Origin of the sequence: Nocardioides sp. 616 (assembly GCF_002930065.1) — a bacterium.
Taxonomy (GTDB): domain Bacteria; phylum Actinomycetota; class Actinomycetes; order Propionibacteriales; family Nocardioidaceae; genus Nocardioides; species Nocardioides houyundeii.
In genome coordinates, this window is the sequence record NZ_POAG01000019.1 from 1 (window position 1) to 18,887 (window position 18,887).

The 18,887-nt window shown below is 71.3% G+C and carries 13 protein-coding genes; 9 read left to right on the forward strand and 4 right to left on the reverse strand.

What is annotated here, in order from left to right; all coding sequences use genetic code 11:
* Positions 1 to 106 precede the first annotated feature (106 nt).
* Positions 107 to 2,722, reverse strand: coding sequence for a valine--tRNA ligase (valS, locus tag C5H89_RS11245; RefSeq protein ID WP_104107131.1), 2,616 nt, complete (start codon positions 2,720 to 2,722; stop codon positions 107 to 109).
* 9 nt (positions 2,723 to 2,731) lie between these two features.
* Entirely contained in the window at positions 2,732 to 4,177 is a 1,446-nt protein-coding gene (locus C5H89_RS11250; RefSeq protein WP_104107132.1) for a hypothetical protein, read from the reverse strand.
* 176 nt (positions 4,178 to 4,353) lie between these two features.
* Between C5H89_RS11250 and C5H89_RS11255 the strand changes: the two genes are divergently transcribed.
* The 8 genes from C5H89_RS11255 to rodA all read left to right on the forward strand — a co-directional run bounded on the left by C5H89_RS11255 (position 4,354) and on the right by rodA (position 12,490).
* Positions 4,354 to 5,742 (forward strand): folylpolyglutamate synthase/dihydrofolate synthase family protein, encoded by a 1,389-nt coding sequence (locus C5H89_RS11255; protein WP_104107133.1) that lies wholly within the window; start codon positions 4,354 to 4,356, stop codon positions 5,740 to 5,742.
* Entirely contained in the window at positions 5,739 to 6,161 is a 423-nt protein-coding gene (locus C5H89_RS11260) for a DUF4233 domain-containing protein (RefSeq protein WP_240181817.1), read from the forward strand. Before C5H89_RS11255 ends, C5H89_RS11260 begins: the two co-directional genes overlap by 4 nt.
* 25 nt (positions 6,162 to 6,186) lie before the next feature.
* Positions 6,187 to 6,600 (forward strand): nucleoside-diphosphate kinase, encoded by a 414-nt coding sequence (ndk, locus tag C5H89_RS11265; RefSeq protein ID WP_205305016.1) that lies wholly within the window; start codon positions 6,187 to 6,189, stop codon positions 6,598 to 6,600.
* A 128-nt stretch (positions 6,601 to 6,728) separates the two neighbouring features.
* Complete coding sequence (locus C5H89_RS11270; protein WP_101523935.1) at positions 6,729 to 7,757, forward strand: rod shape-determining protein; 1,029 nt, start codon at positions 6,729 to 6,731, stop codon at positions 7,755 to 7,757.
* Positions 7,757 to 8,680 carry a rod shape-determining protein MreC gene (mreC, locus tag C5H89_RS11275; protein ID WP_104107135.1) on the forward strand — a complete coding sequence of 308 codons (924 nt, stop codon included), beginning with the start codon at positions 7,757 to 7,759 and terminating at the stop codon, positions 8,678 to 8,680. The genes C5H89_RS11270 and mreC overlap by 1 nt, the downstream gene beginning before the upstream one ends.
* On the forward strand, positions 8,677 to 9,189 hold the full coding sequence (gene mreD, locus C5H89_RS11280) for a rod shape-determining protein MreD (RefSeq protein WP_104107136.1): 513 nt from the start codon (positions 8,677 to 8,679) through the stop codon (positions 9,187 to 9,189). Before mreC ends, mreD begins: the two co-directional genes overlap by 4 nt.
* A complete protein-coding gene (gene mrdA / locus C5H89_RS11285; protein ID WP_104107137.1) occupies positions 9,189 to 11,309 on the forward strand; it encodes a penicillin-binding protein 2 in 2,121 nt (706 codons plus the stop codon). Before mreD ends, mrdA begins: the two co-directional genes overlap by 1 nt.
* Positions 11,306 to 12,490, forward strand: coding sequence for a rod shape-determining protein RodA (rodA, locus tag C5H89_RS11290; protein ID WP_240181818.1), 1,185 nt, complete (start codon positions 11,306 to 11,308; stop codon positions 12,488 to 12,490). The genes mrdA and rodA overlap by 4 nt, the downstream gene beginning before the upstream one ends.
* Positions 12,491 to 12,506: 16 nt before the next feature.
* Here rodA and C5H89_RS11295 read toward each other — a convergent pair whose 3' ends face one another.
* Positions 12,507 to 14,540, reverse strand: coding sequence for an ATP-binding protein (locus C5H89_RS11295; protein ID WP_104107138.1), 2,034 nt, complete (start codon positions 14,538 to 14,540; stop codon positions 12,507 to 12,509).
* Positions 14,541 to 14,674: 134 nt separating this feature from the next.
* On the opposite strand from C5H89_RS11295, the gene C5H89_RS11300 reads away from it, so the two are divergent.
* Complete coding sequence (locus tag C5H89_RS11300; RefSeq protein WP_104107139.1) at positions 14,675 to 16,648, forward strand: TIGR03960 family B12-binding radical SAM protein; 1,974 nt, start codon at positions 14,675 to 14,677, stop codon at positions 16,646 to 16,648.
* On the opposite strand, the gene C5H89_RS11305 is transcribed toward C5H89_RS11300, so the two are convergent.
* Entirely contained in the window at positions 16,635 to 18,803 is a 2,169-nt protein-coding gene (locus C5H89_RS11305; protein WP_104107140.1) for an acyltransferase family protein, read from the reverse strand. The two genes, C5H89_RS11300 and C5H89_RS11305, sit on opposite strands and share 14 nt — an antisense overlap.
* Positions 18,804 to 18,887: the final 84 nt, after the last annotated feature.

The following is an 18,887-nucleotide window of genomic DNA, read 5'->3' on the forward strand; positions in this document are numbered from 1 at the left end:
CCCGGGGCACGCCGAGAGCGGCCCGGGGCACGCCGAGAGCGGCCCGGGGCACGCCGAGCACGGTCCGGGGCGCCCCGGCCGCTGAGGCACCGGCCGCGGCGGCAGGTCACTCCTGGACGGGAGCGACCTCGGCCTCGATCTTGAGCTCGTCGAGGGTGTCGTCCACCGCGAACGTCAGCTCGCCGACGATCTTGCCCGCCCGACGCAGGTCGTTGCCGGCGGCCTCCGCGCCCGCGACCAGCGCCGCGGGACCGCTGATGTGCACCCGGGTCAGCTCGTGCCGCATCGAGACCTTGGCCTTGGACTTGGCGCCTCGGATGCCACCGAGCGCTGCGGCCATCCCGGCCAGGCCCCGCGCGTCAGCGGCAGCCGCGGAGCCGAGCTCGATCGCCTTGGGCCACTCGCTGGTGTGCACCGAGCCCTCGCGCCACCAGGACCAGACCTCTTCGGTGACATAGGGCAGGAAGGGTGCGAGCAGCCGCAGCTGGACGTGCAGGGCGACCGCCAGGGCCGCCTTGGCCGAGTCGGTGGCCGCGCTTCCGTCCTCCGCGTAGGCCCGCTCCTTGACGAGCTCGACGTAGTCGTCGCAGAACTCCCAGAAGAAGCGCTCGCTCACCTCCAGGGCACCGGTGTAGTCGTAGGCCTCGAAGGACTCCGTTGCGGCCAGCACGACCTCGGCCAGGCGACCCATCAGTGCGCAGTCGACGGGCTCGGAGATCGCGACCGGGCTCGGCTCGCTGGCGCCCACGCTGGAGAGCACGAACTTGGCGACGTTGAGCACCTTCATCGCGAGTCGACGGCCCACCTTCATCTGGGTCTCGTCGAAGGGGGAGTCCAGGCCCGGGCGCGCCAGGGCGGCGCGCCAGCGCACCGCGTCGGCACCGAACTTGTCCAGGATCTCGGTGGGGACGACGACGTTGCCCTTGGACTTCGACATCTTCTTGCGGTCCGGGTCGAGGATGAAGCCGGAGAGCATGGCGTGCGACCAGGGGGCGGCGTGGTTCTCGAAGTGGGCGCGCACCACCCGGGAGAAGAGCCAGGTCCGGATGATGTCGTGGGCCTGGGTGCACAGGTCCATCGGGAACACCCGGTCGAAGAGGTCGTCGTCGGTGCCCCACTGTCCTGCGATGTGCGGGGTCAGCGACGAGGTCGCCCAGGTGTCCATCACGTCGGGGTCGCCGATGAAGCCACCGGGCTTGCCGCGCTGTCCCTCCTCGAAACCGCGCGGGGCGTCGGTGGAGGGGTCGATCGGCAGCTCGGCCTCGGCGGGCAGCAGCGGGTGGTCGTAGTCCGGCTCGCCATCGGCGTCCAGCGGGTACCAGACGGGGAAGGGGATGCCGAAGAAGCGCTGACGGCTGACCAGCCAGTCACCGTTGAGGCCGCCGACCCAGTGGTCGTAGCGGTGCTTCATGTGCTCGGGCAGCCAGGTGATCTCGGCGCCCCGGTCGAGCATCTCCTGGCGCAGCTCCCCGTCGCGGCCCCCGTTGGTGATGTACCACTGGCGGGTCGAGACGATCTCGAGCGGCTTGTCGCCCTTCTCGTAGAAGTTCGCCATCCGCTGGGTCGGCTTCGGGTCGCCGACCAGGTCGCCGGTCTCGCGGAGCTTGCCCACCATCGCCTCGCGGGCGGAGAAGACGGTCTTGCCGGCGAGGTCGGCGTACTGGGTGGCGGCAGGCTCGGAGGAGAGCCACTCCGGCGTCTCGCGGGTGAAGCGGCCGTCGCGGCCGATCACGGTGCGCACCGGCAGCTGCAGCTCGCGCCACCAGGTGACGTCGGTGAGGTCGCCGAAGGTGCAGCACATCGCGATGCCCGCGCCCTTGTCCATCTCCGCGGCAAGGTGAGGCACCACCGGGATCTCGACCCCGAAGACGGGGGAGGCGACCGTGGTGCCGAAGAGCGCCTGGTAGCGCTCGTCGTCGGGGTGCGCGATCAGGGCGACCACGGAGGGGATCAGCTCGGGGCGGGTGGTCTCGATCTCGACCGTGCCGCCGTCGGGACGGTGGAACGCGACGCGGTGGTAGGCGCCGGCGTAGTCACGCGCCTCCAGCTCGGCCTGGGCGACTGCGGTCTGGAAGGTGACGTCCCACAGCGTGGGGGCCTCCTGGAGGTAGGCCTCGCCCCGGGCGTAGTTGCGCAGGAAGGCGCGCTGGCTGACGGTCTGGGCCTTCTTGCCCACGGTCGTGTACTGGTGGTTCCAGTCGACGGAGAGACCCAGGGTGCGCCACAGGGCCTCGAAGACCTTCTCGTCCTCGGCGACCAGGCGGTCGCAGAGCTCGACGAAGTTGGGGCGGCTGATCGGCACCTGCTTCTTGGGGTCCGGCTTCTCCGGGGGCGTGAAGTCGGCCTCGTAGGGCAGCGACGGGTCGCAGCGCACGCCGTAGAAGTTCTGCACCCGGCGCTCGGTGGGCAGGCCGTTGTCGTCCCAGCCCATCGGGTAGAAGACGGACTTGCCCTGCATCCGCTGGAAGCGGGCGATGAGGTCGGTGTGGGTGTAGGAGAAGACGTGGCCCACGTGCAGCGAGCCGCTGACGGTGGGCGGGGGAGTGTCGATCGAGAAGACGTTCTCCCGCGGCTGGGTCCGGTCGAATCGGTAGGTGTCGTCGTCCTTCCACCGCTGGGCCCACTTCGCCTCCAGACCCTCCAGGGCCGGCTTGTCCGGTACGACGACGTCGCGCGGGGCCGGCGTCGTCGGGGACAGGTCGGGGATCTGGGTCTCAGTCATGCCCTGAGTCTAGGAGCGCGGCTGCCCATGCGGAAAACCAGTTCCCGGCAGGGTCCGGACCCCGGTCTGCTCGAGGTACCGGAGGCGGTTGACGTGCATGCCACCAACCGCCGGGGAGACCTCCCACCGTCGGGGGACGCCCAGCTCGTCGAGGAGGGCGCGCAGGTGCCCCACCAGGCTCGGGTCCCCGAGGACCTGCGCCGCGACCTCGCGCGTGCCCATCGGGACGCCAGCCGTGTCGACCAGGTCGATCCCTCCGTCCCACGCACCGCTCGGCCTGCCGGCGTCTGCGCTCGTCAGCGCCGAGACGAGCGTGCCGGCCAGTGCGAAGGTGGCAAGGCCCTGGACGTCGGCGTCCGGGTCGCGGGTGAGCGCCCGCAGGCGGGCGGGCAGGTCGCCGGCCCCCACGAGATCCAGCAGGACGTCCAGGGTGGGAGCGGCTGGCTCGGTGCCGCGCATCAGGATGAGCGCGCAGCTGTCTGCCGTCCGGGCGGCCCAGGAGTCCAGGCATTCGGCCCACGGGTAGCGCTGCGGCGGCTGAATGCTGGCGTCTGCCGCGACCCGATCGAAGAGCTCACCGGGAGTGTCAAGCAGCGCGAGGGAGCCTTGGCGCTCCGCCCGATCGTCCCCCGGCTCAGTGAGCGCCTGCCGCCGTACCGGGTCGGCCAGCAGCGCGACGAGGCCGTCGAACAGTGGTCGCGGAGCGCGGTGGGCCAAGGCCTCGTCGAGCACCAGCTCCGTGACCCACCACTCGGTCACCGCCCGCGTGAGGAGGAGGCGGTCGTTGGTGGGGCCGTCCGGCACCGGGACGGCGCGCTGGCCCTCCTCGAGCAGCCTCGCGGCCCGCTCAGCCGTCGGTCGGGCCGCCCATCCGGTCAACGTGCCCGACGCCATCCGCTCCCCGACCGCCACGAGCCGCCTCAGGGACGTCGTCGCGTCGGTCCAGCCCGCGGCGGCCGGTGCCAGGGCTTCGGAGAGCAGGCAAGCCAGCTCCCTCCGATCCAGCTCGACGAGCAGCGGGACCCCGATCCGTACCTCGCGGCCGAGGTCCCGGGCCTCCACCGTGGCATCGCCCACGACCATCAGCACCTGCGGCCGGGGCGTCGCGCACGCCTCGGCGACCTCGTCCACGAGCCCCCACAAGCGGGGCTGCTCGGTCCGTGACACCGGCACGGCGCCATCGAGGACCATCCCCCCTAGCAGCTCGAACGTGTCGAGCCCTGGGTCCCGGGCCATCGCGAGAGACGGGTGGGCGGGTCTGGGACGGGTGCCGAACCACGCGGAGACCACGGCGACGGCCCACCTGAACGCCAGCAGGCCGACCAACGGCGTGACCACCCGGAGGTAGTGGAAGGCCAGCCAGACCAAGACGGCCACCAGGACCACGAGCGGCCCCAGCAGGACGACGTACCCCAGGGCGACCAACCTCCTGGCGCGCGCACTGAGCTGCTCCACGTCGCCCCCCGGCTCTCGGCCCGCCGCGGAACCGGAGCGCGTGCGAGGTGCGGACGACACTAACGGCGCTCTGACGGAGGCGCTGGACTTTCGGCGCAACGCCGGCAGCGAGGGGAGGGAGGGGAACTGTCGCTGACTCGGGCGCCACGGGGCGCCGGGCCTAGACTCGACGCATCATGACCGAGCCTTCCCAGCCCCGCCCCGCAGAGACCTTCGCCGAGGTGGAGGACGCCCTGCTCTCCCGCTGGCCCGAGACGCGGCTGGAGCCCTCGCTGGACCGGATCCGCGCCTTCACCGAGCTGCTGGGCGACCCGCAGCACGCCTACAAGGTGGTGCACCTGACGGGCACCAACGGCAAGACCTCCACGGCGCGGATGGTGGACACCCTGCTGCGCGCCCTGGACCTGCGCACCGGACGGTTCACCAGCCCGCACGTGGAGCGGATGACCGAGCGCATCAGCATCGACGGCGAACCCCTGGACGACGAGACCTTCGTGCGCGCCTTCAACGACGTCGCGCCGTACACCCACCTCGTGGACGCCGAGCAGGACCACCCGCTCTCCTTCTTCGAGACGGTGGTCGGCATGGCGTTCGCCGCGTTCGCGGACGCTCCCGTCGACGTCGCGGTCGTCGAGGTGGGGATGGGCGGCTCGTGGGACGCCACCAACGTCGCCGACGCCGACGTGGCGGTGATCGGGCCGATCGCCCTCGACCACGCGCAGTACCTCGGTACCGAGCTGACCGCGATCGCGGCGGAGAAGGCCGGCATCATCAAGCCCGACAGCGTCGTGGTGCTCGCCGAGCAGACCCCCGAGGTGGCCGCGGTGCTGCTGGAGCGGGCCGCGGAGGTGGGAGCCACGATCGTGCGCGAGGGCATGGAGTTCGGCGTCGTCTCCCGGGTGCCGGGCGTGGGTGGGCAGCTGGTCTCGCTGCAGGGGCTCCGGGCCCGGTACGACGACCTCTTCCTGCCGCTGCACGGCGCCCACCAGGCGCAGAACGCCGCAGTGGCGCTCGCAGCCGTGGAGGCGCTGGCCGGGGAGACCCCGCTCGAGGACGACCTGGTCCGCAGCGCCTTCGCCGAGATGACCTCACCGGGTCGCCTCGAGGTGATCCGACGCTCGCCCACGGTGGTGCTCGACGCCGCGCACAACCCGCACGGAGCCGAGGCGACCGCGGCCGCACTCGAGGACGCCTTCAACTTCTCGCCGTTGATCGGGGTCATCGGCGTGATGGGCGACAAGGACCACGAGGGCCTGCTCGCCGCCTTCGAGCCGCACCTCACCCATGTCATCTGCACCCAGAACTCCACCCCCCGGGCGATGCCGGCCGAGGAGCTGGGCCGCACGGCGCGCGACGTCTTCGGGGAGGACCGGGTCACCGTGGTGCCCCGGCTGGCGGACGCCATCGACCAGGCCGCCGCGCTGGCGGAGGCCGGTGAGGCGTTCGGCGAGGCGCTGGGCTCCGGCGCGGTGCTGGTCACCGGCTCGGTGGTCACCGTCGGGGAGGCGCGCGCGATGCTGCGGCCGCCCACCCGGGGTCCGGGCGACCCGAGGAGGGCCCGATGAGCCCCGAGCCGGGCGACGCCGAGACGCAGCCTGAGACCGAGCCCACGGCGACGCACAACACCGAGAGGTCGCCACGGCGCGGCATGTGCGCTGCGGTGCTCTGCCTGGAGGCCATCGCGCTCGGCCTGACGACCCCGGTGATGATCACCATCGCCGACGTGCGCCCGGCCACCGCGCTGACTCTGGGCCTCGGGCTGGCCCTGGCCTGCCTGCTGCTGGCGGGCATGCTGCGGGCCGAGTGGGCCTACGGCCTGGGCTGGGTGATCCAGGCGGCGGCCGTCTGCCTGGGCTTCGTGGTGCCGATGATGTTCGGCCTGGGCGCGCTGTTCGCGCTGCTGTGGGGATCGGCGTACTTCCTGGGTCGCAAGATCGAGCGGGAGCGCGCGGCAGCGTGGGCGGCGTACACCGCGGGTCGCTAGGCGGACGCCGTCCGGGGGTAGGCTGCTGGACATGAGCCAGCGCACACTCGCCCTGTTGAAGCCCGACGCCGTCCAGCGCGGCCTGGTGGGAGAGATCCTGGCCCGGTACGAGGCCAAAGGGCTCACCATCGTGGCGATGGAGCTGCGCACCATCGACGCAGCCCAGGCCGCCGCTCACTACCACGAGCACGTCGAGCGCGACTTCTATCCGGCGCTGCGCGACTTCGTGACCAGCGGTCCGCTGGTCTCCCTGGTGCTCGAGGGCGACCAGGCGATCGAGGTGGTGCGCGCCATCAACGGCGCCACCGACGGTCGCCAGGCCGCGCCCGGCACCATCCGCGGTGACCTCTCGCTGTCCAACCGCGAGAACCTGGTGCACGGCTCGGACTCCGCGGAGTCCGCGGAGCGCGAGATCGCGCTCTGGTTCCCGCACCTCTGAGCACCCGCGAAGCGGGGGCGTGTCCTGCCCGGATCCGGGGCGCCTGCTACCTACGCTGGAGACTGAGCCGCCCCTGAGGTGAGGAGCTGCTCCTTCCCTCAAGGACCACCAGCGAAGGCAACAAGCACATGGCGAACAGCGTCATCGGCCGCGACATGGCTGTCGACCTCGGCACGGCCAACACGCTGGTCTACGTGCGCGGAAAGGGCATCGTCCTCGACGAGCCCAGCGTGGTCGCGATGAACACGACCACCGGCGAGGTGCTGGCGGTGGGACACGAGGCCAAGCGGATGATCGGCCGGACCCCGGACAACATCGCCGCGATCCGCCCGCTGAAGGACGGCGTCATCGCCGACTTCGACGCCACCGAGCAGATGCTGCGCTACTTCATCCAGCAGGTGCACCGGCGCCGTTACCTCGCCAAGCCGCGGATGGTCATCTGCGTGCCGAGCGGGATCACCGCCGTGGAGCAGCGCGCGGTCAAGGAGGCCGGCTACCAGGCCGGTGCGCGTCGGGTCTACATCGTGGAGGAGCCGATGGCGGCCGCGATCGGCGCCGGGCTCCCGGTGCACGAGGCCACCGGCAACATGATCGTGGACATCGGCGGCGGAACCACCGAGGTGGCAGTGATCTCGCTCGGCGGCATCGTCACCAGCATGAGCATCCGCACCGCGGGCGACGACCTGGACACCGCGATCATGGCGTGGATGAAGAAGGAGTACTCCCTGATGCTGGGGGAGCGCACCGCCGAGGAGGTCAAGATGACCCTCGGCTCGGCGTTTCCGCTGCCCGACGAGCCGGAGGCCGAGATCCGCGGCCGGGACATGGTCTCGGGCCTGCCCCGCACCGTGGTGGTCTCCAGCTCCGAGGTGCGGCACGCCATCGAGGAGCAGGTCACCGACATCGTGGACGCCGTGCGCGCGACCCTGGACCAGACCCCGCCGGAGCTGGCGGGCGACATCATGGACCGCGGCATCGTGCTGACCGGCGGCGGCGCGCTGCTCCGCGGCCTCGACGAGCGGCTGCGTCACGAGACCGGCATGCCCGTGCACGTCGCCGAGCACCCGCTGGAGTCTGTCGCCTTCGGCGCCGGACGATGCGTGGAGGAGTTCGAGGCACTGCAGCAGGTGCTCGTCTCAGACCCCCGGAGGTACTGATGGCCGAGCGTCCCGACCGCGAGAAGCGGTGGCGCGGGCTTGAGGAGCGTTCCCGGCCGCGGCGCTCCACGCTGGTTGCTCTGCTCCTGGCCGCCGCCACCTTGATGACCCTGGACCAGCAGGCGGGGGAGTCGTCCCCGATCGAGCCCGTCCGGGCCGCCGTGGGCACGGCCTTCGGTCCGGTCGAGACGATCACCTCGGCCGCGGTGCGTCCCTTCACCGCCGTCCCCACGTGGTTCCGGTCCAAGGACGGGCTGCGCCGCGACATCACCGACCTGGAGTCCGAGAACGCGGCGCTGCGCGAGCAGGTCGCATCCTCGGGCTACGACCGCAACCGCCTGGCGGAGTTCGAGGGGCTGACCCGGGCCGCCGCGGACCTGGGACGCTCCATGGTGCCCGCCCGGGTGGTGGCGCACGGGTCGGCCCAGTCCTTCAGCAGGACCGTGACCATCGACGCCGGCTCCGACGCCGGGCTGCGTCCGGACATGACCGTGGTCAACAACGACGGCCTCGTGGGCCGGGTGCTGCGCGTCACCAGCCGCACCGCGACGGTGCTGCTCCTGCTCGACGCCGAGTCCGTGGTGGGAGGACGCATCGGAGAGAGCATGGAGGTCGGCTTCCTGCGGGGACGCGGCATCCTGGGCCAGGAGGGGCGGCTGGACCTGGAGCTGCTCGACGACGCGGTGGTCCCCGCACAGGGCGACACCGTCGTTTCCTGGGGCAGCGACGGTGCCGGTCCCTACGTGCCCGGCGTGCTGGTGGGTCGGGTGACCGACGTCTTCGCCAGCGTTCGCGAGCAGGCGCAGCGGGCGGTGATCGAGCCGTTCGTGGACTTCTCCGCGCTCGACGTGGTGGGGGTGATCGTGCCTGGCGACACCGCCAGCGACCGGGCTCTGATCCAGGCCGACGGAGGCATCGGATGACGCTGGCACGCGCCGTGGTGGGCTTCCTGGCCGTGTCCGTCGCCCTGGTCCTGCAGGTCTCGCTCTTCCCGCACGTGGCCTGGCAGGGAGTCGTGCCCAACCTGGTGCTTCTCGTGGTGGTCGCCGCGGCGCTCACCCGCGGCGCCCAGTTCGCGCTGGTGCTGGGGTTCGTCGCCGGCGTGCTGCTGGACCTGGCGCCTCCCGCCGACCACCTGGCCGGCCGCTGGGCGCTGGCCCTGGTGGTGGTGGCCTACCTCGCGGCCCGGGTGCGCCAGGACGTGCGGCCCTCCACCGCCGCGGTGCTGGCCACCGTCGCCGCGTCCTCGTTCGTCGGCACCTCGTTGTTCGCGCTGAGCGGGCTGGTCCTGCGCGACCCGGTCATCTCGGTCGGCGAGCTGCTCGAGGTGGTCGCCGTGGCCGTGCTGTGGGACCTGCTGCTCACCCCCTTCGTGCTGCCGCCGACGATGCGGCTCTTCGAGCGCCTGGGTCGAGCCGGAGCACCTGTCTGATGGCGGTGTCGGGGTCCCAGCGCAGCAGGCTGCGGCTGATCGTGGTCCAGGCTCTGGTGTTCTCGCTCTTCGCGACGCTCTTCGTGCGCCTGTACTACCTGCAGGTCGTGGGGGGCGAGGGCTACCAGGCCCAGGCCGCCGACCAGTCGGTCCGCGACATCGTGGTCCAGCCGCAGCGCGGGCTGGTGGTCGACGCGATGGGGCGCCCGCTGGTGGCCAACCGGCTGTCCTGGGTGGTCTCGGTGGACCGCAACGTGGTCTCCAAGCTCAGCGTGGTCGAACGGGAGAAGCTGGTCGCCCGCGTGGCCGGCGTGGTGGGCCTCAAGCCCCGGCAGGTCGAGCGCCGGCTCGCCGACTGCGGCGACGACGGCGCGGTGGCCGGCGTGTGCTGGAACGGCTCTCCCTTCCAGCCGGTGCCGGTGGCCGACGACGTCAGCCAGGACGTCGCGCTGCGGGTGCTCGAGCAGCCCGAGGACTACCCGGGCGTGCTGGCCGAGCAGCAGAACGTGCGTGCCTACCCCAGTCCCTTCGGGGTCAACATGGCCCACCTGCTGGGCTACCTCAGCCCGATCACCGAGGAGGAGTTCGACCGGGCCAGCGCCAAGGACGACCTCTCCCTCAACGGCGCCTCCGTCGTCGGCCGCGCCGGCGTCGAGAAGCAGTACGACGAGTGGCTGCGCGGGATGCCGGGCTACAAGCGGGTCGCGGTCGACTCGATGGGCCGGGTGGTCGGCGACGACAGCGAGATCGCCAGCACTCCCGGCGACACGCTGGTCACCTCGATCGACGCCAAGGTCCAGGGCGTCGTCGAGCGTGAGCTGGCCCGCTCCATCGCGACCCAGCGCGCCACCTTCGACACGGTGACGGGGCGCAACTATGCCGCCGACTCCGGGGCCACGGTGGTGATGGAGGCCGACACCGGACGGATCGTCGCGATGGCCAGCCAGCCGACGTACGACCCGGACCTGTGGGTGGGCGGGATCTCCTCCGACGAGCTCAGTACGCTCTACTCCGAGAAGGCCGGGACCCCCCTGCTGTCCCGGGCCACGCAGGGCCAGTTCGCTCCCGGGTCCACCTGGAAGCCGTTCATGACCGCGGCAGCGCTGAGCAACGGCTACCGCACCGACACCACGCTCTCGTGCCCCTCCGGGCTGCAGGTCGGCAACCGCGTGTTCAAGAACTACGAGTCCGGCGCCTATGGCAACATCACGTTCGCCAAGGCACTCGAGGTCTCGTGCAACACCTTCTTCTACCGGGTCGGCTACGACTTCTGGCAGCGGCTCGGGTCCGACGTCGCCGACGTGGACGCCTTCGACCCGCTGGTCGAGGGGGCGAAGCTGTTCGGCTTCGGCTCCGAGACCGGCGTGGACCTGCCGGGCGAGGCGCCCGGCCGGATCGCGGACCGGAAGTGGAAGCGGTCCTACTACGAGTCCCAGAAGGACTACTACTGCGGTCTCGCCGATGCGCCGCAGGACGCCGAGACCTCCGACTTCGTCTACAAGTTCGCCCGGGAGTTCTGCATCGAGGGCTTCGCCTACCGGGCCGGTGACGCGGTGAACTTCTCCATCGGCCAGGGCGACACCATCGTCACGCCACTCCAGCTCGCGCGTGCCTACGCGGCGCTGGCCAACGGCGGCACCCTGTGGGAGCCGCGGATCGGCAAGGCGATCGTGAGCCCCGAGGGCAAGGTGCTGCAGCGGATCCAGCCCAAGAAGCAGGGGTCGGTCCCGGTGTCGGGCAAGACGCTGGACTACATCGACAGCGCCCTCCAGGGGGTCTCCACCCGGGGCACGATGGACTGGAAGCTGATCGGCTTCCCGTTGGACGAGGTCAAGATACGCGCCAAGACGGGCTCCGCGGAGGTCTACGGCAAGCAGTCGACCGGTTGGGTCGCCTCCTACACCGAGGATTACGTCGTGGTCCAGATGATCAGCCAGGGCGGCACCGGGTCGGGCAGCAACGGTGACGCGATCCGCAAGATCTGGGAGACGCTCTACGGCGTCGACGGGGACCGGGTCGTGGCCAAGAAGGCGGCGATCCCCGGCACCGTGCCGCCCAAGCAGCTGCCGTCCTTCCAGCCCGACGGCACCATCCTGCCGCCGCAGGGGGAGGGCAAGTGACTCAGCGCACCGGCTTCGCCCGCCTGCGGGCCCCCGGCCTGGACTGGGTGCTGATGCTGGCCGTCGTCGCCCTGCTGGTGGTGGGGACCGCGATGGTCTGGTCGACCACCTCCAGCCGGGACCTGCTCACCGGCGGCGACTCCACGGCGTACCTGCGCAAGCAGCTGGTCAACCTGGCCATCGGGGGCGTGCTGATGGTGCTGGTGCTGGCGACCGACCACCGGTGGGTCAGGATCCTGGCCCCGGTGGTCTACCTGGCCTCGATCCTCGGCCTGCTGCTGGTGCTGGTGATGGGCTCGACCATCAACGGCTCCCGGTCCTGGCTGAGCCTCGGCGGGCTCTCGGTCCAGCCGGCGGAGTTCGCCAAGCTGGCCGTGGTGATCGGCATGGCGCTGCTGGTCGCGGAGCGCACCGAAGGCAGCTGGCGGCGCTCCGTCGGCTCGGTCGACGTGCTGGGCATGCTGGTGATCGCGGGCGTCCCGGGAGCCCTGATCCTGCTCCAGCCCGACCTCGGCACGATGCTGGTCCTGGCCGCCACCGTCTTTGGGGTGCTCGCCGTGGCCGGCGCGCCGCGGCGCTGGCTGGGTGGGCTGCTGCTCGCCGGCGTCGCCGCCGCGACGGTGGCGGTCAGCGCAGGGCTGCTCAAGGCCTACCAGGTGGACCGCTTCATGGCGTTCACCAACCCGGACCTGGACCCGCGAGGCGCCGGCTACAACACCGAGCAGGCGCGGATCGCGGTCGGGAACGGTGGGCTCTTCGGCCAGGGGCTGTTCGAGGGCTCCCAGACCCGCTCCGGCTTCGTCCCCGAGCAGCACACCGACTTCATCTTCACCGCGGTCGGGGAGGAGCTCGGTCTCCTGGGCGCCGGCCTGGTGATCGCGCTGATGGCGGTCATCGTGTGGCGGGCGCTGGCGATCGCCGCGGGCACCGATGACATGTTCGGCCGGGTGGCGGCGGCCGGCATCGCCTGCTGGTTCGGCTTCCAGGCCTTCCAGAACATCGGGATGTGCCTGGGCATCATGCCGGTCACCGGCGTCCCCCTCCCGTTCGTGTCGTACGGCGGCTCCTCGATGTTCGCGGGGATGCTCGCGGTGGGACTGCTGCAGAACGTGGCGCTGCGCTCGGGCACCAGTCTCCCGACGCGGTTGCTCTCGCCCGGCAGGACGCTGGCCGGCCGCTGAGCCGAGCGCCCCGCTCTCACCGGGGGGAGCGGGCGGCCGGGAGCGTGAAGGAGACCGTGGTTCCGCCGTGGTCGTTGGCCCAGGCGTGGATCCGACCCCCGTGACGCTCCACGATCTGGCGGCACAGGTCCAGGCCGACTCCTGAGCCCTGGTAGTCCCGGGCATGCGCGGCGGCGCGGTGGAACTTCTCGAAGATCCGCTCCTCCTCGCCCGGCGGGAGGCCGATGCCCCGGTCCGCCACGTCGACCCGCACCCACCCCGGCTCGCTCTGCGTCGAGGTGATCGCCACCTCGGCGACCTGACCGGGCCGGGTGTACTTGCAGGCGTTGCCCACCAGGTTGTCCATCAGCTGTCGCACCATGGCCAGGTCGGCGTGGACCCGGTGCGGGACCTCGACGGTGAACCGGTGCCCGCCGGTGCCGACGTGGGTGGAGACCACCACCGCCACCGGGTTGGCGAGCGGGAAGTCGGTGGAGCGCAGCTCACCTTCCAGGTCCACGGTGTGGTGGAGCCAGTCCGCGACGATCTCCTGCATCCGCTGGTTGGCCGCGCGTGCCCGCATCAACAGGGCGACGGCCTCGTCGGGGCGGCCGTGCTCCAGGGCGTCGCCGACCAGCTCCAGCCAGCCCTCCAGGCTGCTCAGCGGGGCCCGCAGGTCGTGGGCCACGACGCCGGCGAAGCTGCTCAGCTCGCCGAGCCGCTCGTGCTGGTGCGTGACATCGGTGAGGGAGATCATCACGCCGTCGCGCGGGTGGCCGTCGAGCGGGACCACCCGCTGCCTGAGCACCCGGCGGGGACCGGTGGGCGGCTGGACGGCGAGGAGCTCGGTGTGCAGCAGCTCGGCGTTGTCGAGGGCGGCTCCGTCGGGCCGGGTGAGGCCGAAGTAGTCGACCCAGTTGCCGGGCGAGAGGTCGGGGAGCGGGCGCCCGAGCAGGTCGACGGCTGACTGGTTGTGCACCCGGATGTCCGCGGAGGGGCTGATCACCACGAACCCGTCGGACATCGCCTCGAAGACCTTCCGGAGCATGGTCGTCTGACGGATCGCGGTGCGTCGCGCCGCCTCGAGGTCACGCAGCAGCCGGTTGCGGTGCTCGTTGAGCAGGGCGATGGTCAGGGCCACGAAGGCACACACCGAGACCAGGAGATCGATGACGTAGCCGTCTGGGACCACGGGCTGGGCCCGACCCGACTGCTCGGTGAAGGGATAAACCATCAGGCACCCGAACCCCAGACCGAGGCTGTAGGCAGCGGTCGCCCACACCGGGAACGTCGAGGCGACGTAGAGGCTGGGGAGCAGGACCACCCACACCAGGGGGGCGGCGTCGGACTCCAGCGCGACGACCAGGAGCAGGAGCGAGGCCGTCCCGATCAGCGGGAGCAGCAGGGCGCGGCGGGAGGTCTCCTGGCGCGACCAGCTGGCGACGGCCAGCAGCGCCGTGACGCTCACCAGGCTGGTGACGCAGACCCGGACCACCCAGTCCGCGACGTCGCGGGGCCCTGCGTCGCCGCCGACCAGGCTGGGCACCCCGAAGACGGGGACGACGGCGAGGGCGCTCAGCGCCGCCGCCAGCGTCAGGGCCGACAGGTCGCGAGCGCCGCCCGGCGCCCACTCCAGCGCCAGCTCCCGGCGCCAGCGGGCGGCACCCGGCGCCGGATCCGGTGGATCGCTCCTCAGCAGTGCCCTGGCCCAGCGGTAGCCCGCGCACAGCAGCAGCGACTGCACCTCCAGCGCGGCAGCGTTGCGCACCGCGGTGGTGATCGAGACGTCCCCGTCCAGCGCGACCAGGACGCCGAGCACGAAGACCAGGACCACGGTCAGGACGAACACCCGCGTGAGGCGGGGCAGCACCCCCCGCCAGGAGAACGACATCCAGAAGAAGGCGGCACCGGAGAGGAGCCAGAGTCGGGGCAGCTCACCGGGGTCGGCCGTCGTACGGCTCAGCAGCACCCCCAGCGCGAAGATCACGGCGGTCAGGCTCCACAGCACCCAGAACCCGCGGCCCCGGGCCCCGGTGTCGGTGGGTTCGACCGACTCGCCCTTGTCCGCCAACCTCTTCCTCCCCCCCGGGTGTGGCATCCGCGGCATGCCGTGCCAGTCACTCTAGGCGTTGGAGGGTCTCGAAGGCAGTGGGCTCGGGTGCCAGACGTAGGCTGGGAGCTCCGCAGTTCTGAGAGAGGTTCACCATGTTCCCCGTCACCGGCACCACTGGCGACGTGTCGTCCGTCTTCCCGCTCCTCGAGCCCCGGCTCCCGCTGGTCTCCAAGCCCATCCAGTACGTCGGTGGCGAGCTCAACTCGACCGTCAAGGAGTGGGACTGCGCACCGGAGGGCGAGACAGTCCGCTGGGCGCTGATGTACCCGGACGCCTACGAGGTCGGCCTGCCCAACCAAGGCGTGCAGATCCTCTACGAGGTGCTCAACGAGCGTGACTGGATCGTGGCGGAGCGCACCTATGCGGTGTGGTCGGACATGGAGCAGGTGATGCGCACCGACGGCATCCCGCAGTTCACCGTGGACAGCCACCGTCCGGTGGGGGCGTTCGACCTGTTCGGCCTGAGCTTCTCCACCGAGCTCGGCTACACCAACATGCTCAACGCCCTGGACCTGGCCGGCATCCCGCTGCACGCGGTCGACCGCGGTGAGGACCACCCGATCGTGCTGGCCGGTGGGCACGCCGCGTTCAACCCCGAGCCGATCGCCGACTTCATCGACGCCGCCGTACTCGGCGACGGCGAGGAGGTGGTGCTGGCGATCTCCGAGGTGGTGCGCGAGTGGAAGACCGAGGGACGCCCCGGAGGCCGCGACGAGGTGCTGCGGCGCCTGGCGGTCAGCGGTGGCGTCTACGTGCCGAAGTTCTACGACGTCAGCTACGCCCCCGACGGTGCCATCAGCTCGGTGGTGCCCAACCGCCCGGGTATCCCCTTCCGGGTGCGCAAGCACACCCTGATGGACCTCGACGCCTGGCCCTACCCGGCCAAGCCGCTGGTGCCGCTGGCCGAGACCGTGCACGAGCGCTTCTCGGTCGAGATCTTCCGCGGCTGCACCCGGGGCTGCCGGTTCTGCCAGGCGGGGATGATCACCCGTCCGGTGCGCGAGCGCTCCATCAAGACGATCGGCGACATGGTCGAGAACGGCATCCGCAAGTCCGGTTTCGAGGAGGTGGGGCTGCTCTCGCTCTCCAGCGCCGACCACACCGAGATCGGCGAGATCGCCAAGGGTCTGGGCGACCGCTACGAGGGGTCCAACGTGTCCCTCTCCCTGCCCTCGACGCGGGTGGACGCCTTCAACATCACCCTGGCCAACGAGTTCTCCCGCAACGGTCGTCGCTCCGGGCTCACGTTCGCCCCGGAGGGCGGCAGCGAGCGGATGCGCAAGGTGATCAACAAGATGGTCACCGAGGAGGACCTGATCGCCACGGTCGCCGCGGCGTACTCGCACGGATGGCGCCAGGTCAAGCTCTACTTCATGGTCGGGCTGCCCACCGAGACCGACGAGGACGTCCTCCAGGTCGCTGACCTGGCACGGCGCGTGATCGCCAAGGGGCGTGAGGTCTCGGGCCGCAACGACGTGCGGTGCACCGTGTCCATCGGCGGCTTCGTGCCCAAGCCGCACACCCCGTTCCAGTGGGCGGCCCAGCTCGACCACGAGACCACCGACGCGCGCCTGAAGAAGCTGCGCGACACCGTCCGCGAGGACAAGAAGTTCGGCCGCGCCATCGGCTTCCGCTACCACGACGGGAAGCCCGGGATCGTCGAGGGACTGCTCTCGCGCGGGGACCGTCGGGTCGGCGCGGTCATCGAGGCGGTCTGGCGCGACGGCGGCCGCTTCGACGGCTGGAGCGAGCACTTCTCCTACGACCGGTGGATGACCTGCGCCGAGCAGGCTCTGGCCGGGACCGGCGTGGACGTCGACTGGTACACCGTGCGCGAGCGCGGGATCGAGGAGGTGCTCCCGTGGGACCACCTGGACTCCGGTCTCGACAAGGACTGGCTCTGGTCGGACTGGGAGGACGCCCTGGCCGTCGCCGAGGGCGCCGACGTCGAGGTCGAGGACTGCCGGTGGACCCCGTGCTACGACTGTGGCGTCTGTCCGGAGATGGGCACCGAGATCCAGATCGGGCCTACCGGACAGCAGCTGCTGCCGCTCAGCGTGGTGTGAGCAGGGCATCGTCCTCGGCGCCCATCGCCCGCACCAGGTAGGGCTCGAGGTACGGCGCCAGCGACCGGTTGAACGTCGCCGACATGTGGTTGAAGTCGGCGTAGACAATCACTCCGCCGATGACCAGAGGGCACCGGTCCTCTGTGCAGAGGCGGTCGTTGAGGTCGACCGTGCTGACCAGGGGGTCGTCCAGTTCCTCGGCGGCCTCGTGCAGCGGGTCCTGCCTGATCCACGACCCCGGTGAGCCGGCGCACGCGTCCAGGTCGTCGAGGTGACGGCTGACGCAGACCGGTGGCGGGTTGTCCGGGTCGGCCGGCGCCGGGGTGTCACGAATGACGAGGACGGGCACCTCGGCCTCGGTGAGTCGGGTCAGGGTGTCCTCGTAGACGTCCACGTCCGTGGACTCGTGGTCCATCGTGGACATCACCACGAGGTCGTAGTCCAGCGAGGTCAGTTCGTTCTGCACCTTCTCCTGCAGCACGTCGCAGTTGGCCTGCTCGGTCGCCATCACCCCGGGCATCGAGACGTTGTCGAGCGTGGGCTGGCAGACCCCGACGACGTAGGTGTCGACCTGCCACCTCCGTACCGTGGCGATCGCCTCGAGGGCGGGCTGCCAGTGGCCGGCGTGGGAGTTGCCGTAGAGCGCGACCCGGCGCACCGGCTCGTCCGTCGCGCCGAGCTGGCAGGTGACCGGTTCGGAGAACGGTGGCCAGTTGAGGCACTCGCCGACCTTGATCGAGGGTGGGATGTCGCCGCTGCTGAACTCCGGGGTGGTGACCAGGTCGCGGGTCGGCGGACAGTCGAGGTCGGGGTCGTAGGCGCCGGCCCCGACGCAGGTGGGCTCCACGACGCCGGAGCTGAGCGCGGCAAGCCGGCGCTCCGAGTCTGCCGCGGCGCGATCGACCCACCAGGTCATCAGCGCGCAGAGCCCCACGACGAGCCCGGAGCACAGCACCAGCACGAGCGCGCTACGGCGGCGTACGCCCGTGGCGTGCGGCGCCGGCCGCAGAGGGTCCTCGACGAAGGTCGTGCTGAGCCAGGAGAGCGCGAGGACGCACGGCAGAAGCAGCACCTTGAGCCAGGTCGACGTCTCCAGGCCCAGGCACAGCGGCACCAGGAGCAGCACCGGCCAGTGCCACAGGTAGATGGCGTAGGAGGTGTCGCCCACCAGCTGCACCCCGCGGGCGTGCGTCAGGGGCCGCGGCGAGAATCGGCCGACCGGGTCGCCGGCCAGGATGAACAGGGCCGCGCAGACGGTGGGGAACAGGGCGTTCCACCCCGGGAAGACCGAGGTCTTGTCCAGCAGCAGGGCCGAGGCGAGCATCCCGGCCACCGCGACCCAGGCCAGCAGGGCGGCCACGGGGGAGTGCCGGTCGCGCTGGGAACTCACGACCCACACGGCGAGGATGCCGCCGAGGCCGAGCTCCCAGATCCGGGTCAACGTGGAGAAGTAGGCGAGCGAGGGCTCCGACCAGGACAGCGACAGGTTGTAGGCGAAGCTGAATGCGGTGACCGCGGCGATGGCGACGCCCAGTGCGGTCCGCAGCGACCACCGGCACCGGGCGGCGAGGACGGCGACCAGACCGACCAGCAGGGGCCACCCGAGGTAGAACTGCTCCTCCACGGAGAGGGACCAGAAGTGCTGGAAGGGCGAGGCGGTGCCTTCGGCGCGCAGGTAGTCGGTGGCGTCCGCGACGAGTCGCCAGTTCTCGACGTAGAGCATGGAGGTCCAGGCATGCCGTGCTCCGGACTGCCACTCGATCAGGGGCAGGAACGAGGCGATCGCCGCCAGCGAGACCAGCAGCGTCACGGTGACCGCGGGCACGAGACGGAGTACCCGTCGAGCCCAGAACTGGGTCAGGCGTCCGAGATTCCGCGGCGGACGTCGGAACAACGCACCGGTGATGAGGAAGCCGGAGATGACGAAAAAGACGTCCACGCCGATGAAGCCGCCGGGCAGCGCAGCGGGCCAGAAGTGGTAGACCACGACCATCGCGACGGCCAGGGCGCGCAGCGCCTGGATGTCCTTGCGAGGCGCGTGCGAGCCGGAGACGGGTACCTCGGTGCCGTCGCTGCGGACCGTGGCCGACGGATCGTCGAGCAGTGTGCGCCCGGCCGCCGGGCCGGGACCCGCAGCGTCAGAGGTGTGCCCCAATTCTCAGGCCTTCCCGGGTCGACACGTCAGTGCCCAGTGGCGCGGCGCGCGCCCCTGGCTGCGGAAGCACCGTATCAAGCAGGA